General features: G+C 38.1%; 19 protein-coding genes. 11 read left to right on the forward strand and 8 right to left on the reverse strand.

What is annotated here, in order from left to right; genetic code table 11:
• Window positions 1-13 precede the first annotated feature (13 nt).
• Complete coding sequence (locus tag EHQ49_RS07710) at window positions 14-487, forward strand: MotA/TolQ/ExbB proton channel family protein (RefSeq protein WP_167482997.1); 474 nt, start codon at window positions 14-16, stop codon at window positions 485-487.
• A complete protein-coding gene (locus tag EHQ49_RS07715; RefSeq protein ID WP_135578065.1) occupies window positions 474-869 on the forward strand; it encodes an ExbD/TolR family protein in 396 nt (131 codons plus the stop codon). The genes EHQ49_RS07710 and EHQ49_RS07715 overlap by 14 nt, the downstream gene beginning before the upstream one ends.
• Here the strand turns inward: EHQ49_RS07715 and EHQ49_RS07720 are convergent.
• Window positions 853-2,853 (reverse strand): PAS domain-containing sensor histidine kinase, encoded by a 2,001-nt coding sequence (locus tag EHQ49_RS07720; protein ID WP_135578067.1) that lies wholly within the window; start codon window positions 2,851-2,853, stop codon window positions 853-855. The two genes, EHQ49_RS07715 and EHQ49_RS07720, sit on opposite strands and share 17 nt — an antisense overlap.
• Window positions 2,850-3,983: a PP2C family protein-serine/threonine phosphatase gene (locus EHQ49_RS07725; RefSeq protein WP_208732184.1), complete on the reverse strand. Its 1,134-nt coding sequence runs from the start codon at window positions 3,981-3,983 to the stop codon at window positions 2,850-2,852. Before EHQ49_RS07725 ends, EHQ49_RS07720 begins: the two co-directional genes overlap by 4 nt.
• 75 nt (window positions 3,984-4,058) lie before the next feature.
• Here EHQ49_RS07725 and dinB point away from each other — a divergent pair, with 75 nt between their 5' ends.
• Genes dinB through EHQ49_RS07740 form a run of 3 tightly spaced genes read left to right on the forward strand, consistent with a single transcriptional unit; the run spans window position 4,059 to window position 6,652 of the window.
• Complete coding sequence (dinB, locus tag EHQ49_RS07730; RefSeq protein WP_135578072.1) at window positions 4,059-5,135, forward strand: DNA polymerase IV; 1,077 nt, start codon at window positions 4,059-4,061, stop codon at window positions 5,133-5,135.
• Window positions 5,136-5,138: 3 nt separating this feature from the next.
• Window positions 5,139-5,840 (forward strand): alpha/beta hydrolase, encoded by a 702-nt coding sequence (locus EHQ49_RS07735; RefSeq protein WP_135578074.1) that lies wholly within the window; start codon window positions 5,139-5,141, stop codon window positions 5,838-5,840.
• 53 nt (window positions 5,841-5,893) lie between these two features.
• On the forward strand, window positions 5,894-6,652 hold the full coding sequence (locus tag EHQ49_RS07740) for a DUF547 domain-containing protein (protein WP_135578076.1): 759 nt from the start codon (window positions 5,894-5,896) through the stop codon (window positions 6,650-6,652).
• A gap of 124 nt (window positions 6,653-6,776) precedes the next feature.
• Here the strand turns inward: EHQ49_RS07740 and EHQ49_RS07745 are convergent, their stop codons facing one another.
• From EHQ49_RS07745 to EHQ49_RS07755, 3 genes are all read right to left on the reverse strand, one after another.
• Window positions 6,777-7,193: an OsmC family protein gene (locus tag EHQ49_RS07745; RefSeq protein WP_135578078.1), complete on the reverse strand. Its 417-nt coding sequence runs from the start codon at window positions 7,191-7,193 to the stop codon at window positions 6,777-6,779.
• A 48-nt stretch (window positions 7,194-7,241) separates the two neighbouring features.
• On the reverse strand, window positions 7,242-7,877 hold the full coding sequence (locus tag EHQ49_RS07750) for a peroxiredoxin (protein WP_135578080.1): 636 nt from the start codon (window positions 7,875-7,877) through the stop codon (window positions 7,242-7,244).
• Window positions 7,878-7,994: 117 nt separating this feature from the next.
• Window positions 7,995-10,766, reverse strand: coding sequence for an adenylate/guanylate cyclase domain-containing protein (locus EHQ49_RS07755; protein WP_135578082.1), 2,772 nt, complete (start codon window positions 10,764-10,766; stop codon window positions 7,995-7,997).
• Between the two features lie 173 nt (window positions 10,767-10,939).
• On the opposite strand from EHQ49_RS07755, the gene sthA reads away from it, so the two are divergent.
• The 5 genes from sthA (at window position 10,940) to EHQ49_RS07780 (ending at window position 15,337) form a co-directional block, all read left to right on the forward strand.
• On the forward strand, window positions 10,940-12,343 hold the full coding sequence (gene sthA / locus EHQ49_RS07760; RefSeq protein ID WP_135578084.1) for a Si-specific NAD(P)(+) transhydrogenase: 1,404 nt from the start codon (window positions 10,940-10,942) through the stop codon (window positions 12,341-12,343).
• A gap of 124 nt (window positions 12,344-12,467) precedes the next feature.
• Window positions 12,468-12,965, forward strand: coding sequence for an RNA polymerase sigma factor (locus tag EHQ49_RS07765; RefSeq protein ID WP_135578086.1), 498 nt, complete (start codon window positions 12,468-12,470; stop codon window positions 12,963-12,965).
• Between the two features lie 5 nt (window positions 12,966-12,970).
• Window positions 12,971-14,005 carry a FecR domain-containing protein gene (locus tag EHQ49_RS07770; protein ID WP_135578088.1) on the forward strand — a complete coding sequence of 345 codons (1,035 nt, stop codon included), beginning with the start codon at window positions 12,971-12,973 and terminating at the stop codon, window positions 14,003-14,005.
• An 80-nt stretch (window positions 14,006-14,085) separates the two neighbouring features.
• Window positions 14,086-14,631 carry a hypothetical protein gene (locus tag EHQ49_RS07775; protein WP_135578090.1) on the forward strand — a complete coding sequence of 182 codons (546 nt, stop codon included), beginning with the start codon at window positions 14,086-14,088 and terminating at the stop codon, window positions 14,629-14,631.
• Between the two features lie 313 nt (window positions 14,632-14,944).
• Window positions 14,945-15,337, forward strand: coding sequence for a TIGR04452 family lipoprotein (locus tag EHQ49_RS07780; RefSeq protein WP_135578092.1), 393 nt, complete (start codon window positions 14,945-14,947; stop codon window positions 15,335-15,337).
• Between the two features lie 3 nt (window positions 15,338-15,340).
• Here the strand turns inward: EHQ49_RS07780 and EHQ49_RS07785 are convergent, their stop codons facing one another.
• Window positions 15,341-15,760 carry a hypothetical protein gene (locus EHQ49_RS07785; protein WP_135578094.1) on the reverse strand — a complete coding sequence of 140 codons (420 nt, stop codon included), beginning with the start codon at window positions 15,758-15,760 and terminating at the stop codon, window positions 15,341-15,343.
• A gap of 547 nt (window positions 15,761-16,307) precedes the next feature.
• Between EHQ49_RS07785 and EHQ49_RS07790 the strand changes: the two genes are divergently transcribed.
• The gene (locus EHQ49_RS07790; RefSeq protein WP_135578096.1) at window positions 16,308-16,736 is read left to right on the forward strand and encodes an LIC_13387 family protein; all 429 of its coding nucleotides are present in this window, start codon (window positions 16,308-16,310) and stop codon (window positions 16,734-16,736) included.
• A 7-nt stretch (window positions 16,737-16,743) separates the two neighbouring features.
• Here the strand turns inward: EHQ49_RS07790 and EHQ49_RS07795 are convergent, their stop codons facing one another.
• Together EHQ49_RS07795 and EHQ49_RS07800 are read right to left on the reverse strand one after the other, a co-directional pair.
• Window positions 16,744-17,019, reverse strand: coding sequence for a hypothetical protein (locus EHQ49_RS07795; protein WP_135578098.1), 276 nt, complete (start codon window positions 17,017-17,019; stop codon window positions 16,744-16,746).
• A 28-nt stretch (window positions 17,020-17,047) separates the two neighbouring features.
• A complete protein-coding gene (locus tag EHQ49_RS07800) occupies window positions 17,048-17,335 on the reverse strand; it encodes a hypothetical protein (protein ID WP_135578100.1) in 288 nt (95 codons plus the stop codon).
• Window position 17,336 lies beyond the last annotated feature (1 nt).

Genomic DNA, 17,336 nt, shown 5'->3' on the forward strand with positions numbered 1-17,336 from the left:
GGTCGATACATCCATGAATTGGACATTTTCAATTCCCGCAATTTTGATTTTTATCCTTCTTTTTTGTTTTTCACTCACTTCTTTTTATTTTTTCTTCCGATTGGTTCTCGGGTTGCATAAATTAAAGGATCGAAATCTCAGGTTAGAGATATTTCCGAAAGAACCCACAGAGACTGAATTAGAATTATTTTTTTCTCCTTTGGAAAGAACCATCCACTGGTTACCAACAATAGCTTCTCTGTCCATGCTTCTTGGACTTCTTGGGACTGTGATTGGAATTAACTCGGCTTTTGGAGCAATGGAAACGCAAGGAAAGGTGAGTTTGGAAGTACTTGCAGGGGGAATCAAAGATGCATTGAATACAACGATCGTTGGACTTCTTGTTGCAATTCCTTCTTTATATTTCCATAGGTACGCCGAAAATAAAATTCGATATATATCAGAGCTTTTGGTAAAAGATTTTTCTAACTCCGATGAAACTCCGTAAATCAAATTCAAATTCCGACATCGATATTAGTAGTTTAATCGATGTATTGTTTATTCTATTAATCTTTTTGATGTTAGCTGTTAGGTTTACGGAAACCACTTCTACTTTACAACTAGATCTTCCTAAAACTCAAACTGATTCTATAGGTGAAGAATCCCCAAAGTTCAAAATTCAGATTAATCATCTAGGTATTATTTATTTTGATGGGAAAGAAATAGTAAAAGATTCCTTAACCGTTCTTGTTCCCGAAAACGAAGATGGTAAATCTAGAGTAGTATTGGAAGTGGATAAAAAAGCAGAGTTTGCTTCGTTTGTTTTGGTTACAGATTTATTAAAATCAAAAGGATATCAAAAAATTGACATTGTCACTCTGAAGGATTAGAGGATTGAAGTAGATCGATTAAAAATTTATATCGTTTGTTTTGAACTTTTTGTTCTAAGATTTTTTTCCCTTTATCCTCTGTTTGGATGGCGTTTAGTACCCCTGTAAGTTGACCAAAGTTTTGGATTCGAATCAATTGTAAAATTTGTCGTTTTAATTCCGGATCGGAAGCATTTAAAAAACTATGAACAAATTCTTCCTCGGATTCTTCTAACTTAGTTACTTGTACAATTTCGTTTGTATGAATCGGACCAATTTTAGATTTTTGTTTTAATTCTTCTGGAACTAACTCTAATCGTGTGAGAGGAATTTCAAATGAGAATTCCGAACCCTCACCAATAGTACTCCTTACATGGATAGTTCCTCCTAGAAATTCGACTAACTGTTGGCAAATGGAAAGCCCCAATCCTGTTCCTTCTTTATAGGAACTGCCTTGTTCTGTTTGTTGGAAGGCTTCAAAAATAGAATGTAATTGGTCATTTGGAATCCCGATCCCTGTGTCTTTTACAATGAATCGAACCGAATCAAAAGATTGATCTGGATTACTTTGAATTTTGATTTCTAAACTCACCGAACCTTGGTTTGTAAACTTCAGAGTATTCCCGAGCAAGTTAACTAGTATTTGGCGAATTTTTTGAATATCTGCTTCGTAGTAAGAAGATTCGATGTTTTCAGCACCAATCAATTCGAAACTAATCGATTTTTCAGAAAAACGATAGGAAAACATGGAGAATAATGTATCCCAAAGTTGGACAAGGGGAAATCTCTCTCTGGTTTCTGTCATCTTCCCGGCTTCAATTTTGGAAAGATCTAAAATATCGTTAATCATTCCTAATAAATGGACCCCATTTTCAAAGAGAGAGTTAACATAACCTTTTAAGTGGCTTGGAAGATTGGGGTCTTTTTCCAAAATTTGAGAAAACCCGATGACAGCATGGAGAGGGGTTCTGAGTTCGTGAGTGATTTTAGAAAAGAAAACAGATTTAGAACGATTGGCTTTGATAGCAGCTTCTACCGCTTTTTGTAATCGTTTATTTTGTAATTGGATTTTTTGAGAATAATCATTTAACTTATCTTCTGCGATCTTTCTGTCAGTAATGTCAAAAACCGTTGACTTACTAATAATAAAGTTTCCATCTTTATCGAAAGTAGATGTTGAGTTTAAACTCACAAAAAAAGTAGATTTATCTTTTCTTACAAATTCCAACTCGACTCCGGTTAAATTTTCGTTGGGAAAAGAGTTGATAATAAGTCTGTATTTGTCCTGACTGCTTTCTGTCATTAAGTCATTGAATGTAAAATTCCCAACAATCTCTTCTCTTGCATAACCTAGCCAATCTAATTCGGTATCATTGATAGAAACAATGACGTTGTCTTTGTCAAATGAGTGGTAACCACAGGGTGCATTGTTATAAAGATCTAAAATCCTTTCATAGGATTTCATTAAGTTTTCTTCTGCAATCTTTCTGTTGGTGATATCGTTTCCGATGGATAAAACTTCGTAAGGATATCCAAACTCGTTTTTTAGAATTCGATTGGACCAAGTGACGGTTCGTTTGTCATGTTCTCCAATAAAAACATCATACTCTTGGCGAATATTTTGTTCAGGTCTATGGAAGATGTTCCATAATTGGGATTTCACTTCATTGGATTTTTCGATCGGGATTTGGAATAAATCTAAGACTACATCTTTTCCTTCTGCCAAGTCTCGGTTTATTTGAAAAAATTCTTCAGCGTATGGATTTATGGAATGGATTTTAAAATCAGGACTCCAACGAATGATGATGGAGTTTGCAGTATCGTAAATGTCTTGGTATTGTTTCTCTTTTTCGCGGATGGTGCGTTCGATTTCTTCCGAATTTTTCAAATTCTTTCTAAAAAGAATGAGTCGCAGTTTTTTTTCTTTTCTAAAGGCATTGTAATAATAAAAAACAATGAGTAATAATCCAAAAACAAAAAGACCTGTGAGGATTCCATCTATCATTTGATTTCTAATAATAACATGGTCATATCGTCAGCAACTTTACCACCAGAATACTTTAAGACTTCATGCTGGACGGATTCGAGAAACTCTTTTGAAGGTAGGTCGAGTCGCCTTTCGATGAGTTCCGTAAATTTATGATCTCCTAAATACTCTTCTTTATCGTTAGGAACTTCAAACATTCCATCGGAAAAAAGAAATAACCGATCCCCTGATTTCAAAAAAATATCTTCGTTATCTGCGTTGAGTTGATCTGGAAACATCATTAAACAAAAACCTTTGGTTCCAAGTTTGAGGATTTTTTTTTCGCGAATCAAAAACATACTATGGTGTCCTGCCATCGAATAGGACAAAAGATTTTCCTCAGCTTTATAACGTAGGTAAATGGCACTGATGAAGTGAGTGTTGATAAGGGGGGTGAGTTTGTTATGAATCCAATACAAACTTTCACTTGGTGCTAAAAAGGATTTGTCCATGGTTTTAAAAGTAATAATTGCCATTAGAGACACCATGGCTGCAGCGATCCCATGACCTGTTACATCGCCAAATAATATGTCTAAATCACCAGAAGGTAATAAGTCGTAGGTGATGAGATCACCTCCTACCAAATCCATTGGTTTGTAGGAAGTATAAATTTGATAAAGTGGAGAAGGTGGAAATTGGAATGTTACTAAATTTTCTTGATTGGATTTTGCTAGTTCTAAATCTTTTTGGATGGCTTGTAAAAGATCGATTCTTTCTTTTTCTAAAGTTTTGATTTTGATATGAGTTCGTATCCTTGCTAGGATTTCCGTTTCTTGGAAAGGTTTTGTGATGTAATCAACAGCTCCAGTTTCTAAACCTTTCACAATATCGGCTGTTTCGTTTAAGGCAGATAAAAAAAGAATGGGAGTATTTTTGGACCTATCCATACCAAGCAGCCGTTTGGCGACTTCAAGCCCACTGAGTCCCGGTAACAATATATCAAGTAAAATTAGGTCAAAATCTAAAACTTCGGCAAGTTCTAAGGCATACTCGCCATCATAGGCAACTGCCACTTCATATCCTTGGTTTAGTAAAATATGAGTAATGATTTCAATATTGGTTTCGTTATCATCAACAACCAAAATTTTTGCTGCTTGTTTTGTTTGCACAATTCATGAAGGATTTGGTGCAAAAAACATTTGGCAAGAGATTTTTAATTTAGTTTGATTCTATAAGATAGATAAATGAAAAAGATCATCCACATCGATATGGACGCGTTTTATGCATCAGTGGAACAAAGAGACTTCCCAGAGATGCGTGGAAAACCTGTTGTGGTTGGTGGATCTCCGCATTCTAGAGGAGTGGTCTGTGCTGCCAGTTATGAGGCAAGAAAATTTGGGGTTCGGTCTGCCATCCCTTGTTTTCAGGCATATAAACTTTGTCCTGATGCCATCTTCACTCCACCTAGATTTGAAGTATATAAATCCATTTCCAAAGAAATTCGTTCCATTTTTTTGGAATACACCGATTTAGTGGAACCTTTGTCTTTAGATGAAGCTTACTTAGATGTCACTGCAAATAAATTAGGAATTCCTTTAGCAAGCACTATCGCTAAAGAAATTAGGAAAAAAATTTTTGAACGTACTGAGCTTACTTGTTCTGCAGGAGTGGCTCAGAATAAATTTTTAGCAAAGATGGCTTCTGAAAAAAATAAACCTAACGGACTTTATGTGGTTATCCCCGGTGAAGAAGAAAATTTTTTAAATGAAATACCATTATATAGTTTTCATGGAATCGGGAAAAAAACCTATGAAAAACTGTCTCAATTAGGTTTCACAAAGGGGGCAGAGTTGAGGAAAGCAGAAGAGTCTTTTTTAGTCCAAGAATTTGGTAAGATGGGAGCTGTATTTTATCGGATGGTCAGGGGAATTGATGATAGGGAGGTGATTCCTTTTCGAGATCCTAAATCCATAGGAGTAGAAACAACATTTTCCCATGACTCAGAAGATTTTGCTTTTCTGATACTCACTTTGGAGAATTTATCTAAGGAATTGGAACTACGGATGGGTCGTAAGAATAAACAAGGAAAAACACTTACCTTAAAAATCAAATTTGAAGATTTTACAGTGAAACAAAAATCTATTTCCTCCGATTCTGTTTTCTACTTGGCAGACAACCTTTTCCAACAATCCTCGAATTTGTTGGCAACTGTTTGGAAGGAAAACATCGATCCATTAAAAAAAATCAGACTTTTGGGGATCTCTGTTACCAATTTTTCTTTAGATATTACAAATCAGGATCAACCTTCACTTTTCGGTTAAACTATGTTAGATAATGAAAACGATTTAGAATCTCTCGGACCTTTACAGGCACTTCGAGTCAAAGGTGATCCAGATGCACCCACTGTTGTATTGTTTCACGGATATGGTGCAAGTGCTTTTGATTTGTATCCCATTCATGAAGTTTTAGTTACAGATCAAAAATTCAATTGGGTTTTTCCCCACGGACATTTGAGTGTTCCACTTATGCCAGGTTATTCGGGGCGGGCATGGTTCCCGATTGACATGGCTGCTTTAGAAGAAGCAATTCGAAAAAATGATTTTCGAAATTTTTCAGACAAAGATCCAGAAGGGATGGATGTTGCAAGACAGGCGGCATATTTAATGTTAGATGCTATTGGTGTACCCTGGAACCAGTTGATTCTCGGTGGATTTTCTCAAGGGGCCATGCTTGCCACAGACCTAACACTCAGAAATGAGGAAATATCAAAAGGCCTTATGATCCTTTCAGGGGCTCTTGTAAATGAATCACTTTGGAAAGAATTGGCACCAAAAAAATCGATTTTACGTTTTTTCCAATCCCATGGAGAATTTGATCCTATTCTTGGTTATGCGGGCGCTAAAAAATTAGAAAAGTTACTCCGTAATTCTGGGCTTCTGGGTGAATTCATCGCTTTTAACGGAGGCCATGAAATTCCAGCACCTGTCATCCAAGGTGTCAGTCGTTATTTGAATAGTTTGTCTTAAAAATTCTCGCTGGTAAACCAGTTTGAATCTGTCTAAGTCAGTGGGTGGTCATTATGAAACGTTTTCTCATTTCATTCTTTTGTATGGGATTTTTACAAGGGGTCTTTGCTCAAGGGTTCGATCATAAACATTTAGTTTGGGACTCTTTAGTTAAAAAATATGTAAAAAATGGCCTTGTTTCCTATAAAGGAATCCAAACCGAAGAGGGTGCCCTTCGACAATATTTGGATACTTTATCCAAAGTTTCTGAGGCCCAATACCAAGGATTTACAGAAAAGGAAAAACAAAGTTTTTTAATCAATGCATACAATGCCTTTACCATTAAATTGATTTTAGATCATTACCCAGTGGAAAGTATCACAGATATTGGATCTCCGTTTTCCAAAATCAACCTTGCGCGAGGGATACCTTGGAAAAAAGAATTTTTCTCCCTTCTTGGGAAATCAAGGCACTTAGATTGGATTGAACATGAGAAATTGAGAAAGGATTTTAACGAACCAAGAATCCATTTCGCAATTGTATGTGCTTCTATTGGGTGTCCCAATTTGGTATCGGAAGCGTATGCACCCAATCAATTAGAGAAACAACTCCAATCAGCAAAACTGGGGTTTTTAAAAAATCCGAAAAAAAATTATTATGATAAAACTACGAACACTTTGTACTTAAGTAAAATTTTTAATTGGTTCCAAACCGATTTTACCAAAAAAACCACTCTCATTCAGTACGTACAAGAAGGGTTTGAGGAAACGATCAAACCGGACGCCAAAATTGCTTATAATGAATACAATTGGGATTTGAACGAACAAAAGTAAAATAGTTGGACTAGAATTTCGTTTTGGTGTAAGTCAGGTTATGGTTTTTTATCGGCTGTAAACAAGGCCACTGGAATCAAGGATAGATCCAGAAAAGCCCGAAAGAGATAGATACAGTTGGCAATTAAGTGATGAGTTCGAGTTCGTAGGTGATTTTTGCTGTTTTTTCGAGTGTTTTGGCAACAGAACAGTATTTTTCTAAACTAAGATCAATGGCACGTTTCACTTGTTCTTCTTTAAATTCGCCTTGTACTTTGAATTTCATATGGATGTTCTTAAAGAGATTTGCTTCTTCCACTTTCTCTCTTTCGGCATCTACTTCCACTGAATAGTCTTTCACTTCGATTCTATATTTTGCAAGAATCATCAATACATCAATACTACTACAACCAGCAAGTCCCATAATTAAAAGTTCCATGGGCCTTGGACCGGAATTTTTTCCGCCGATTTCAGGTGAGGCATCGATACGAATGGAATTGCCAGATTCATTTCTTGCTTCCAAACCATAAGGGGAGTCAATTCGATTGAGTTTGATATTCATAAATTTTAGATAGAGAAAAAGCGGGCCAATGACCCGCTTGTTTAAAAACTACTTATTCGGTTGTGGAGTGTAACGTAAATAAGGTTTGATGGTTTTAAATCCCTTCGGGAATTTTTTCTTTGCATCTTCATCAGAAACTGATGGAACGATGATTGTATCTTCTCCGTCTTTCCAGTTCGCAGGCGTTGCCACGCTGAACTGAGAAGTGAGTTGTAAAGAATCAATCACTCGTAGAAGTTCATCAAAATTTCTTCCTGTAGAAGCAGGATAAGTGAGAGTTAGTTTCACTTTTTTGTCAGGTCCAACAACAAATACAGAACGAACCGTAGTGGTTTCGCTTGCATTCGGGTGGATCATATCATAAAGATTGGATACCTTACGATCTGCATCTGCAATGATGGGATAGTTAACAGTAGTACTTTGTGTTTCATTGATATCAGAGATCCAACCTTTGTGGCTGTCAACTGGGTCAACAGAAAGTGCGATCACTTTTACATTTCGTTTTTCAAACTCTGGTTTGATTTTTGCTACGTATCCGAGTTCTGTTGTACAAACTGGAGTGTAGTCTTTCGGGTGAGAAAATAAAATCCCCCATCCTTGTCCTAAATATTCATGAAAGTCAATTTTGCCTTCCGAAGTTTCTGCTTGGAAATTGGGTGCTTCATCGCCTAAACGTAGTGCCATGGTGAGTCTCCTGTAAGATCAGTTATTCCAATTCTAAAAATCTTGTCCAAAAAGGCAAGAATTTGTTATACTTTATTGGATGAAATTTCCATTTTATTGAAATATTTCGCAGATTCCCTACTTTTTCGTCCGAGTGAAGGCGCCGTCCCAGTCCGGTTCTGGGGGAGTTTCGAGGTAATACTGGCATCTTTCCCATAGGAGTTTGCAGGCTTCGTCGCCGTTTGTGGTGAGAAGGGTGTAGAATTTTTTCCCCGCTTCCTCAAATTTACGGTTCAAATACGAGAAAAGGGCAGATTCATAAGCCTCAACAAATTGATGATCTTCGCCAGTTTCGTCTCCTTTCTTGGAGCGAACTTCATAGAGAGTGACAGGTTTTGTTTTTCCTTTCACTCGCACAATGTCCAGTTTCCTTGTGAAAAAATGGTCTTTGATTTCATCTTGGACAAACTCCGAAACCAAAATACAAACTCCATAATCTTTTCCTGCCGCTTCTAGTCTTGCAGCCAAGTTGACGGTATCACCCATCATGGTATAAGATGCTAAAGCGTCGGTTCCCATAAATCCCACTTTCGCATAACCCATGTTTAATCCAACGCGGAACTTCATTGTATGGGCTTCCGGGATATATTTATTTTCCTCTTTCCATTCCATTTTTAAAACTTCTAGTTTATCTCGCATTTCTACACTCGCAGAAACTGCTTTCAAACAATGATTTTCTACATCCAGTGGTGCATTAAAAACACCAACGATGGCATCCCCAATGTATTTATCCAAAACACCATCATGGTGTTTGAGGATAATGGTCATGGCAGATAGATATTCGTTCAGTAGGTTTGCTAGTTCTTTTGAATTTAGTTTTTCAGAGATGGCACTAAATCCAGCGATATCAGAAAAGAAGGCTGTGATGATTTTTTCACTTCCTTGCTTTAACTTTTCTAAATCTTTGAGAGCTTCTCCCACCACCACAGGATCCACCATACTTCCAAGTACACCGCGCATTTTTTCGCGGTCTTTTAATCCGGAAACCATTTGGTTGAGTGCCACAGTCAAATTGCCAAATTCATCATTGCCACCATCATCAAAATGGACATGGAGATTCCCTTGACCTACGTCTTCAGCACTTCGAATGATTTTTCTGATTTTTTGAACTACCACACCAGAAATAAAAATAGCAAATACTATGGCCACCAAACAGATCGTAATGGCTGTAAAAACAATCTGATTTCGATTGTCTTTGATGGCTCGAATTCCGTCCGTTCTATCCACAAGAGTACGAATGAGACCCGAAAAGTTATCTCGGAGTACAAGATTTGGAACATTTTCGGATTCCAAAAGATGAGTTCCATCTAACTTCCACATAATTTCTTCTGATTCACTGCGAGAGTGACCAAAACTTCCATCAGGGAAAAGTTTTTTTAATTCTTTTGTTGGTGTTTCTTGTTCGGCGGAACTGATCCATTTACGAATGGCTTTCCAACGATTCCTTTGGGTTTCCCGAGAATCCGGATCTTGATAATACCTTTCATATTCAGTAGGATCGGTTTTGAATTTCATTAAAATCCAATCTTCCAAAGCGACATCGCGTAAACTTCTTAAAGATTCAATTTTTTCCCAATTTTCCAAAGGGATCGGATAATTTGTTGTTACTGCATCAAAAATTTGATCCCTCTCTCCAATGAGTTCGTTATAGGATTTATAAAAACTGGTGAAGAGTTTATCTTTTGCGGGTGGGATAGGAGGTTTCGAGTTTTTTAAAAATTGAATTCGATCTCTGAGTTTGGGGATAAGACTTGTAAGCTCATTTGTGATTCGGTAGTCTTCTTTGATGACTTCTCTGTAATCTCCAAGGTTAGATTTAACACTGCTTAAATGAAAGGCTCTTTTCGTAGAGTTTTGATGACGGAATAGAGGAGAGTGGAGGGCTTGGATTTCTCTATCTTGCCATTCATACACATACTGTTTTTCATTTTCATCGAGTATTGATATATCATCTGCTAGGCGCTGAAAGGACTCCACCAAACTTTCTTCCATTTGGTCAAACTGATCAATTTTTGCTAAAGGGGAAGTGTTGTCTATGATTTGAGTATCAAACGAGGCAACCGAAGTTTCGCCTGGAATCATGGCAGAAAGAGGGAAGGTTTGGATTCGAAAGAGTTGGGTGTCGAGGCCTAGTTCTTCGAGTTTCCTTTTTTTGGAATCAGCATAGAACTTTGCAATGAATAGATCTAGTTGCGATTTATGATTTCGAATTTCCTTTTTTAAATTTTTGACATTTGTTTCCCAATTTGTTTTTGCTTCTGGATCTTCGGGAGGAGTTTGTTTTTGGGCTTCTAAATACTTTTCTTCACCCAGAACATAAGAAGAAGCAAGATTAACTAAAGTATTCCATTCTCTTTCACTAATACTTCGGTTAGATGCTTCCCGTAATTGTTGGCGGATCTCGCGTTCTAAAACTGCCACATCATCTTTGGTTAAATAAACGGAGAAAAATGTATCTACCTTCTTTACTACTTTTGAGGTACCGAGGGATCCAAACAAATTGGTTTTGAATCCAAACACAGAAACTGTCTTTTTTTTGGTCACCACTTTCGCGGTTCGGTATTTTTTTAGTTCTTCTCTTTGTCTTTCGATCCTTAACTTAAATTCTTCGATACGGATTAAATTTTGCGATATATTCTCAATCTCCATTACCAAACTAGCAATAAAGTTTTTGGAAACGGCAGCCTGTTTTTCATAACTTTCAGAGAGGATGGCTGTTTGTTGGCGGACAGTGATGATGGAAAGTAGGAGGATGGTTAAGGCAATCAAAGTACCCGTAAACCATGCAAGTTTGGCTCTAATTCCTTCGGAAAGAATTTTCCAGACAAGAGTGAGCCCGGTTTGGATCATTTTAAAGAATTCCATAGGGATGGATGAAACTTGAGACTATGAGTTCTCAATGCAAGATTTTTTGTATTTCATGCGTTACTTTGTTAGGTGAAAAATGCAAAGAATTTGATAAGGGATTGTTCTTTCAATTTTGCTTGCTATTTTTCACTTCATAGGTATTGTTTTTTTAGCAAATGTCCATCAATCGATTTGATTTACTCGCCATCGGGGGCGGTCCTGCCGCACAAAAAGCTGCTATCCAAGCAAGCAAAATGGGAAAAAAAGCAGCCATCATAGAAAAAGACCCTTACTTGGGTGGTGGTTGTGTCCATTACGGAACCATTCCTTCCAAATCTTTACAAGAAACGAGTCGGTTTTACAGGAACTTAAAGTTGTCCAAATTGCATGGACTCCAGTCTCCTCAAACAGCGACACTCACATTACAAGAATTGATGTTTCGTGCCTCTACTGTAATTGAAAAAGAAGAGGATGTAACTCGGGAACAGATGATTGAAAACCGTGTTACCACTCTTACAGGTTGGGGAACGATCATCGATGCCCACCATGTGGAAGTGACAGATTCTGCTGGTAGAAAAAAGGTCTACGAAACAGAAAACATTTTGATTGCTACAGGAAGTAGTCCTCGTAGACCCACTAATGAAAACATTCCTTTTGAAGACGGACTAATTTACGATAGTGACGGACTCTTTGCTATGAAAAAAATGCCTACCTCTCTTGCAGTGGTGGGTGCTGGAATTATCGGATCTGAATATGCTACTATTTTCTCCCATATTGGTGTTCAAGTACATCTCTTCGATTCGCAGAGTCGGATTCTTGGTTTTTTAGATGAAGATGTCTCCGGTGAAATGGCCCGTATTATGCAACAATCAGGAATATCCATTCACGTTGGCTCTTCTATCACTAACTATAAAAAACTAACAAATGATGAAGGATATGAACTTACAACTAATAAAGGTGAAGTGGTTCGTGTTCAACAAGTTCTAATTTCTCGTGGTCGATTGGGTAATGTAGATAATTTAGGATTGGAATCTGTTGGTATCATTCCCAATGACAGAAAACAAATTATAGTCAACGAAAATTACCAAACAAATATTTCTAATATCTACGCCTGTGGTGATGTCATCGGATTCCCAAGTTTGGCTTCGGTATCTATGTACCAAGGTGCTTATGTCGCAAAACATATGTTTGGTTACCCTTCGGTTCCTGTTGATGCTGAAGAATTTCCGATCGGGATTTATACATTACCAGAAATTGCAACCATTGGGCCCACAGAAGAAGCCTTACAAGCGCGTGGGGTATCTTATGGAGTGGGGATGGCAAAGTTTGATACCATCACTCGGGCTCAAATCAGTGGGGACCAAGTTGGTCTTTTGAAAATTCTTTTTGATAAACAATCTAGGCGAGTTTTGGGAGTGCATATCATATCCGATAAAGCAACGGAGCTCATTGCCCTGGGACAATGTGTGGTGAATCTTAAGGCACCTATTGAGTATTTCACCGAACATATTTTCAACTACCCAACCATGATTGGGGCATATAAAAATGCTGCAAACGACGCCCTTTTAAGAGAAAAATAATCTGGGTTCCTTGAGAATCTGACCTGTCCCGGTTGTTTACTTTTATAGAGAGGAACGGGATTTTACTTGTCAGAGACTCGGTTTTACCAACACATACAAGATTGTGTCAGACAAAGCTGTCTCTATGAGTCAAATTTATGAAAGAAGCCATAAACGTATTTATGACTTCCTCTACAAGTACACTCAAAATGCGGACACGGCAATGGATTTGATGCAAGACAGCTTTCTCAGTTTCCATAAACATTACGGCGATGCCGGTCTCTCGGAAGAGAAGTCCGTCATGGTTTTGTATACAATTGCTCGCAATTTGTCGATTAATTATGCTAAAAAGTTTTCTACCACAAGAGAGATTGTTTCTGATGAAATCGAATTTCATAGCCACAATCCTAAATTAGAAATCAAAGCAGAATATCAGGATCTAGAAGACAGACTCTATTCTTTTTTGGTTGAGTTGTCGGAAGAAGAACGTTCTGCTTTGTTACTTAAAAATGTGGAAGGATTTCAGTTGGTGCAGATCGCTGAAGTTTTGGGAGTTTCGGTTTCTACTGCTTCTCGGTTGGTCATAAAAGCCACGGAGAAGGTGTTAGCCATCGCTAAGAGAGAGAACCTGGTACCGGATTAGTTTCAATGAACGAATTTGATAAGCAACATACAATCGCTAAATGGGAAGAACTCTTACGTAAACCTTCAAAAGTTACGGAGTCCAGAGAATTTCCATCCTGGGAAACCGTTTCCAAGCGAAGCATTCAATTCGAATACAACCCAAAGTCTGATTCCAAGGTAGTTTCTTTTTTTCGTAAACCTTTAGGTCTGACTGTTGTGGGTGGATCTTTTCTTTCCCTTGCTGCGACTTTATTTTTTGTTTTTTTATTGAATCCCTCACAATCAAACGAGACAAATCTCGCGTTGGCTCCTTCTGCTAAAATAACAAAGGAGATCAGTTCTCCTTTAAAGGTCATCGTTTCTTCCGTCAAAGGAAAGGTTTCTGTTCTTCCTGAAGGGAGTTCCAAGCCGGTTTCTCTAGTAAAAAGTTATCAATTAGCTTCTGGGGATATTGTCATTACCGACGGATTCTCACAAATTGATTTGGACTTCGAAACGGGATCTTGGATGCGAATCACTCCTAATTCCGAAGTGGTTATGGATTTAATTGAAAAAAATAGTGATGCCCAGTCACAAAAGTTTTCTGTTAAAAAAGGTAAGTTATTTGCTTCCGTCTCTAAACTATCTAAAGGCAGCGAGTTTGTCGTCCAAGCGGGTGAGCATCTTACTCAAGTTAGAGGAACTGTTTTTAGCGTTCAATTTGATGGGCAAATAGAAGTGGTTGCCGTTCGTGAAGGTTCTGTTGCTGTTGGAGATCTTATTTTAAATGCAAAACAACAAACGACTGTAAAACTGGGGGAACCAGTTTCTCTCGTGGCCTCAGCAGTAAATCCAAAAGAAGAGAAGGAACTCAAGGCCTTTCAAACACAAACCATACTTGCTCGTGAATCGAAACTCTACGAAGAACATGCAAGACTAGAACTTGTACGATTGGAAGATGGAACAGAATACCGAGGAGTGATTCTTGGTCAGTCAGAAACACATCTTCACTTCCAAGGATTGGAAGGTCTGATCGAAATACCGATTCAAAAGATTTTAGAAACAGAAAAAATCCGTTAATTTCTATAAGTTTTTGACAATATTGTCTTTTCCTGAGAAGGTTTACCCTAACACCCTAGGGGAATACCTTAAAGGAAGCCATGTCTCAAAATCATAAAAAAACCTTTCGTTTTCACTATCTCATCGATAAGGAATTCCAGTTAAAGTTTTTAGCTCATTATTCTCTTTTGTTTATATCTGGGGTTCTTGTGACTTTAGGTTTTCTTTATTGGTTGAACCAATCTAAATACGATGGTGGTGCGGTATTTCGTCTTCGCCAAGACGCGCAGACTGTGTTTTGGAAAGTAGAGAATGAAGATGCAGGCCCCGGTGAAGCGAAAGAGAAATTTGTTCCTCGGGAGATTTACCTTCCGAACTACGATCATCAATTGAATATGTATACCATCCAATTTGATGCTGTGGTCACACTATCCATTTTGTATCTACTTTTGATTACTGTGTTTTCGGTCTTTAAATCACATAAAATGGCTGGTCCCGTATTTAGTATCAAACGTTCCTTACAACGGATGGCATCGGGAGAACCGATTGAAACCATTCGCATTCGGAAAGGAGATGAGTTCCAGGAACTCGTTGAAGTATTAAACGAAGTGATTCAAAAGCGCGTCGCTGATAGCGGGAAGAAGTAAACATAATTTAACTATGTCGCATTGCCGCCGAGAAGCCCCCACCCTGAATTGGGTGGCGGAGGCGGGCTTGTGGGCTTTCCCAAAATCACACCTATCAGAAATCTCTTCACCTGACAACTCTCCCGTACAATCCGTAACTTTTTATTTCGATTAGTTCATGTTTTGAAATTTCCAAACCAGAAAACCTGTTTATGAGAGCCTCACCCGAACAAAGTTCAGGATAGAATTTTTCATCACTCACATTGTCATCCTGAAAAGTTTTCTGATTCTTTCGATTTGACTTTCTTTTTCTTTTCCTAAAGAATTTTCCATTATGAAAATTAGACAAAGTTACATTTTATCGGGTCTTCTGTTTGGTTTGATGAGTTTGGGGGTTGGGTGTAGCCAACCAACACTTGCTAGGTTAAGCTCAGATAATATTTTGGGTGCCGATGCAAAAGCAAAACTACTCGAAGCCTCTCGCCGTATTGATGGTGTAAAGTTCGCACCACTTGGTGCAGGGTCAGCAGGTGCTGAAGCATCCTCATCGTTGTTAAACGGGGTTTTAATTCCTGTTTTAGCAAAGATTGACCCGGATAAATACTACAAACGGGATACTGTGGATGCTTGCGAAAAGAATATTTATCTTTTGGGACTGGCTCTTCCTAACTATGCTTCCGTAGAACTTTCTTGCGAAATTGTAGAGGTTAAAACCTTCGATTTCTAATCCTCATGCCAATGGGTTCTTTCTAAACGTTATGTAAGCAAGATAACTCATTGGCAAATACGCGCAGGCTAAATCCACAAAGACAAACCAAAGGGGAGAAGGTAGAATTAAGATATTCGTGACTCCGCCGACTAAAAAGAAAAGTCCTATCACAAATGAATACTTGAGTCTTTGACTTGTTGCGAATCGAGAGACAAAGGCAGAGCCAACAAATGTGCCAAGGGCATGTGCAAGAAAAGGAAACAAAAAATGTTTGGGTTCGAACAAATGGATCGAAGCTTTTAAACCTTCCATGGTTGTGACATCGGCTCCTTTCGGTGGTGGAATGATTTCTCCACTCACCGTAATCAGGCCCATATTCACGGCACTGCCTAAAAAAATCCCAAGTATGACCCAAATTACATTCATTACTATTGTTCGCATATAGATCCTCGTATTTTGTCCCGATGGGTTTCTTTTAAATCTTAAAGGAGTTACGTTGTAAACAAGATTCCTTTGCCACCGATCGTAGCGGAAATCCTTTCGCGGATGCGAAAGATTGGAGCGGAGAGCGGGATCGCTTCCTGTTTAGATTTCAATGCAGAATCCAATGGCGAGGCGCAAGGGCAGTCCACATAATGAGTGTTTAATTTTTGACTTCCAAGACACAAACTGGTTTTGTATGGAGAGCTTTTTTTAAAAGGCATTAGTAACGGACCTTTCGAACAGATATTTCTGCGAACAGGCTACTCGTACTTCGAGCAGATGATTACATGATGCAGCTTACTACTTCCGATAATGTATCTTATGTCACATATGGTGCGGGGTGTTTTGTATAGAAAGGCACATCGGTAACACATTCGATCACTCACATTGGGTTACATGGAGAACACATGTGAGGATATTTGGGAAGGACTTGAGAAATTGGATCGAAATTCCAAACTATTAATGATACAACTAGGACTTCCAATGATTTCAAGAGAGAATTAAAATGAATGATAAAATATTTTTACGAATCGCAAGTGGACTGCTGATCTTTCATTTAGCCGGTCATTCGATTGGAAATGCAACTTGGGACCAAACTGATGATCCCATCAAACAAAATGTAATACAAGAGATGACAGGACACCAATTTCCTTTTATGGGAACAAATCGAAGTATGGGAGAATATTTTTATGGATATGGACTGATTACTTCGGTTGCTTTAGTCGTATTCGCTGCTTATTTGATTTTCCTTTCTTTCTCTCTAGATGAAAATCGAAACTTGATCAAAAAACTCATCTGGGTGACAACTCTTGGTCTTTTGGGAATCAGCAGTATAGAGTTTATATATTTCTTTCCGCTTGCCGCTGGGACAACGCTACTGGCCTCTCTATTTTCTATGATGGCAGCAATCTCTATGTCTAAAAAAAAACAATAGGCTTTTATTATTTGGTTCCACAGGTTTTTTTCTTTATGTCCTCACAAAGATAAGAGCCAACCAGACGTTCTGCATCACATCGGAACTTGGCTGCAGCTTTTACTTCTGCGGTGCCAGTGACCGATGATGTTAGTTCCGAACAATAGGAATACGATTGGTAAACCACAAGAGAACAAACTAAATAATCCAAATCTGCTCGTTCACAGGCTTCATAAGAAGGATTGGTTTTAGTGCAATGGACTAAAAGAAATAGAAAACAAATCGAAACAACAAAGGAACGCACTTAGTCCTTAGACAGACCAGAGTGCGATTTAGTTTTTAGTTTTTTTCTCGAGTCTCGCGTTCTCTTCCACATATCGTATTTGAGGGTTTTGTTTGAGTTCCATCTTTAGTTTTTCTAATCCCGGATCTTCTGTGAATGTAATTCGGTAAGCAGGATTCACTTTGATTTGGAGTTCTAACTGATAGTTGCCAAAACCTTGGAGGATTTGTTTCCATTCTTCGATAGTGAATTCTTTTTCTGTACCAACAATGTACTCACCACTGCCGATTGGCTTCAGTGGCACATTGGTTAGAATTGGTTTCTTTCGTTCCGGCATA

The sequence above is a fragment of the Leptospira perdikensis genome (assembly GCF_004769575.1).
Taxonomy (GTDB): domain Bacteria; phylum Spirochaetota; class Leptospiria; order Leptospirales; family Leptospiraceae; genus Leptospira_A; species Leptospira_A perdikensis.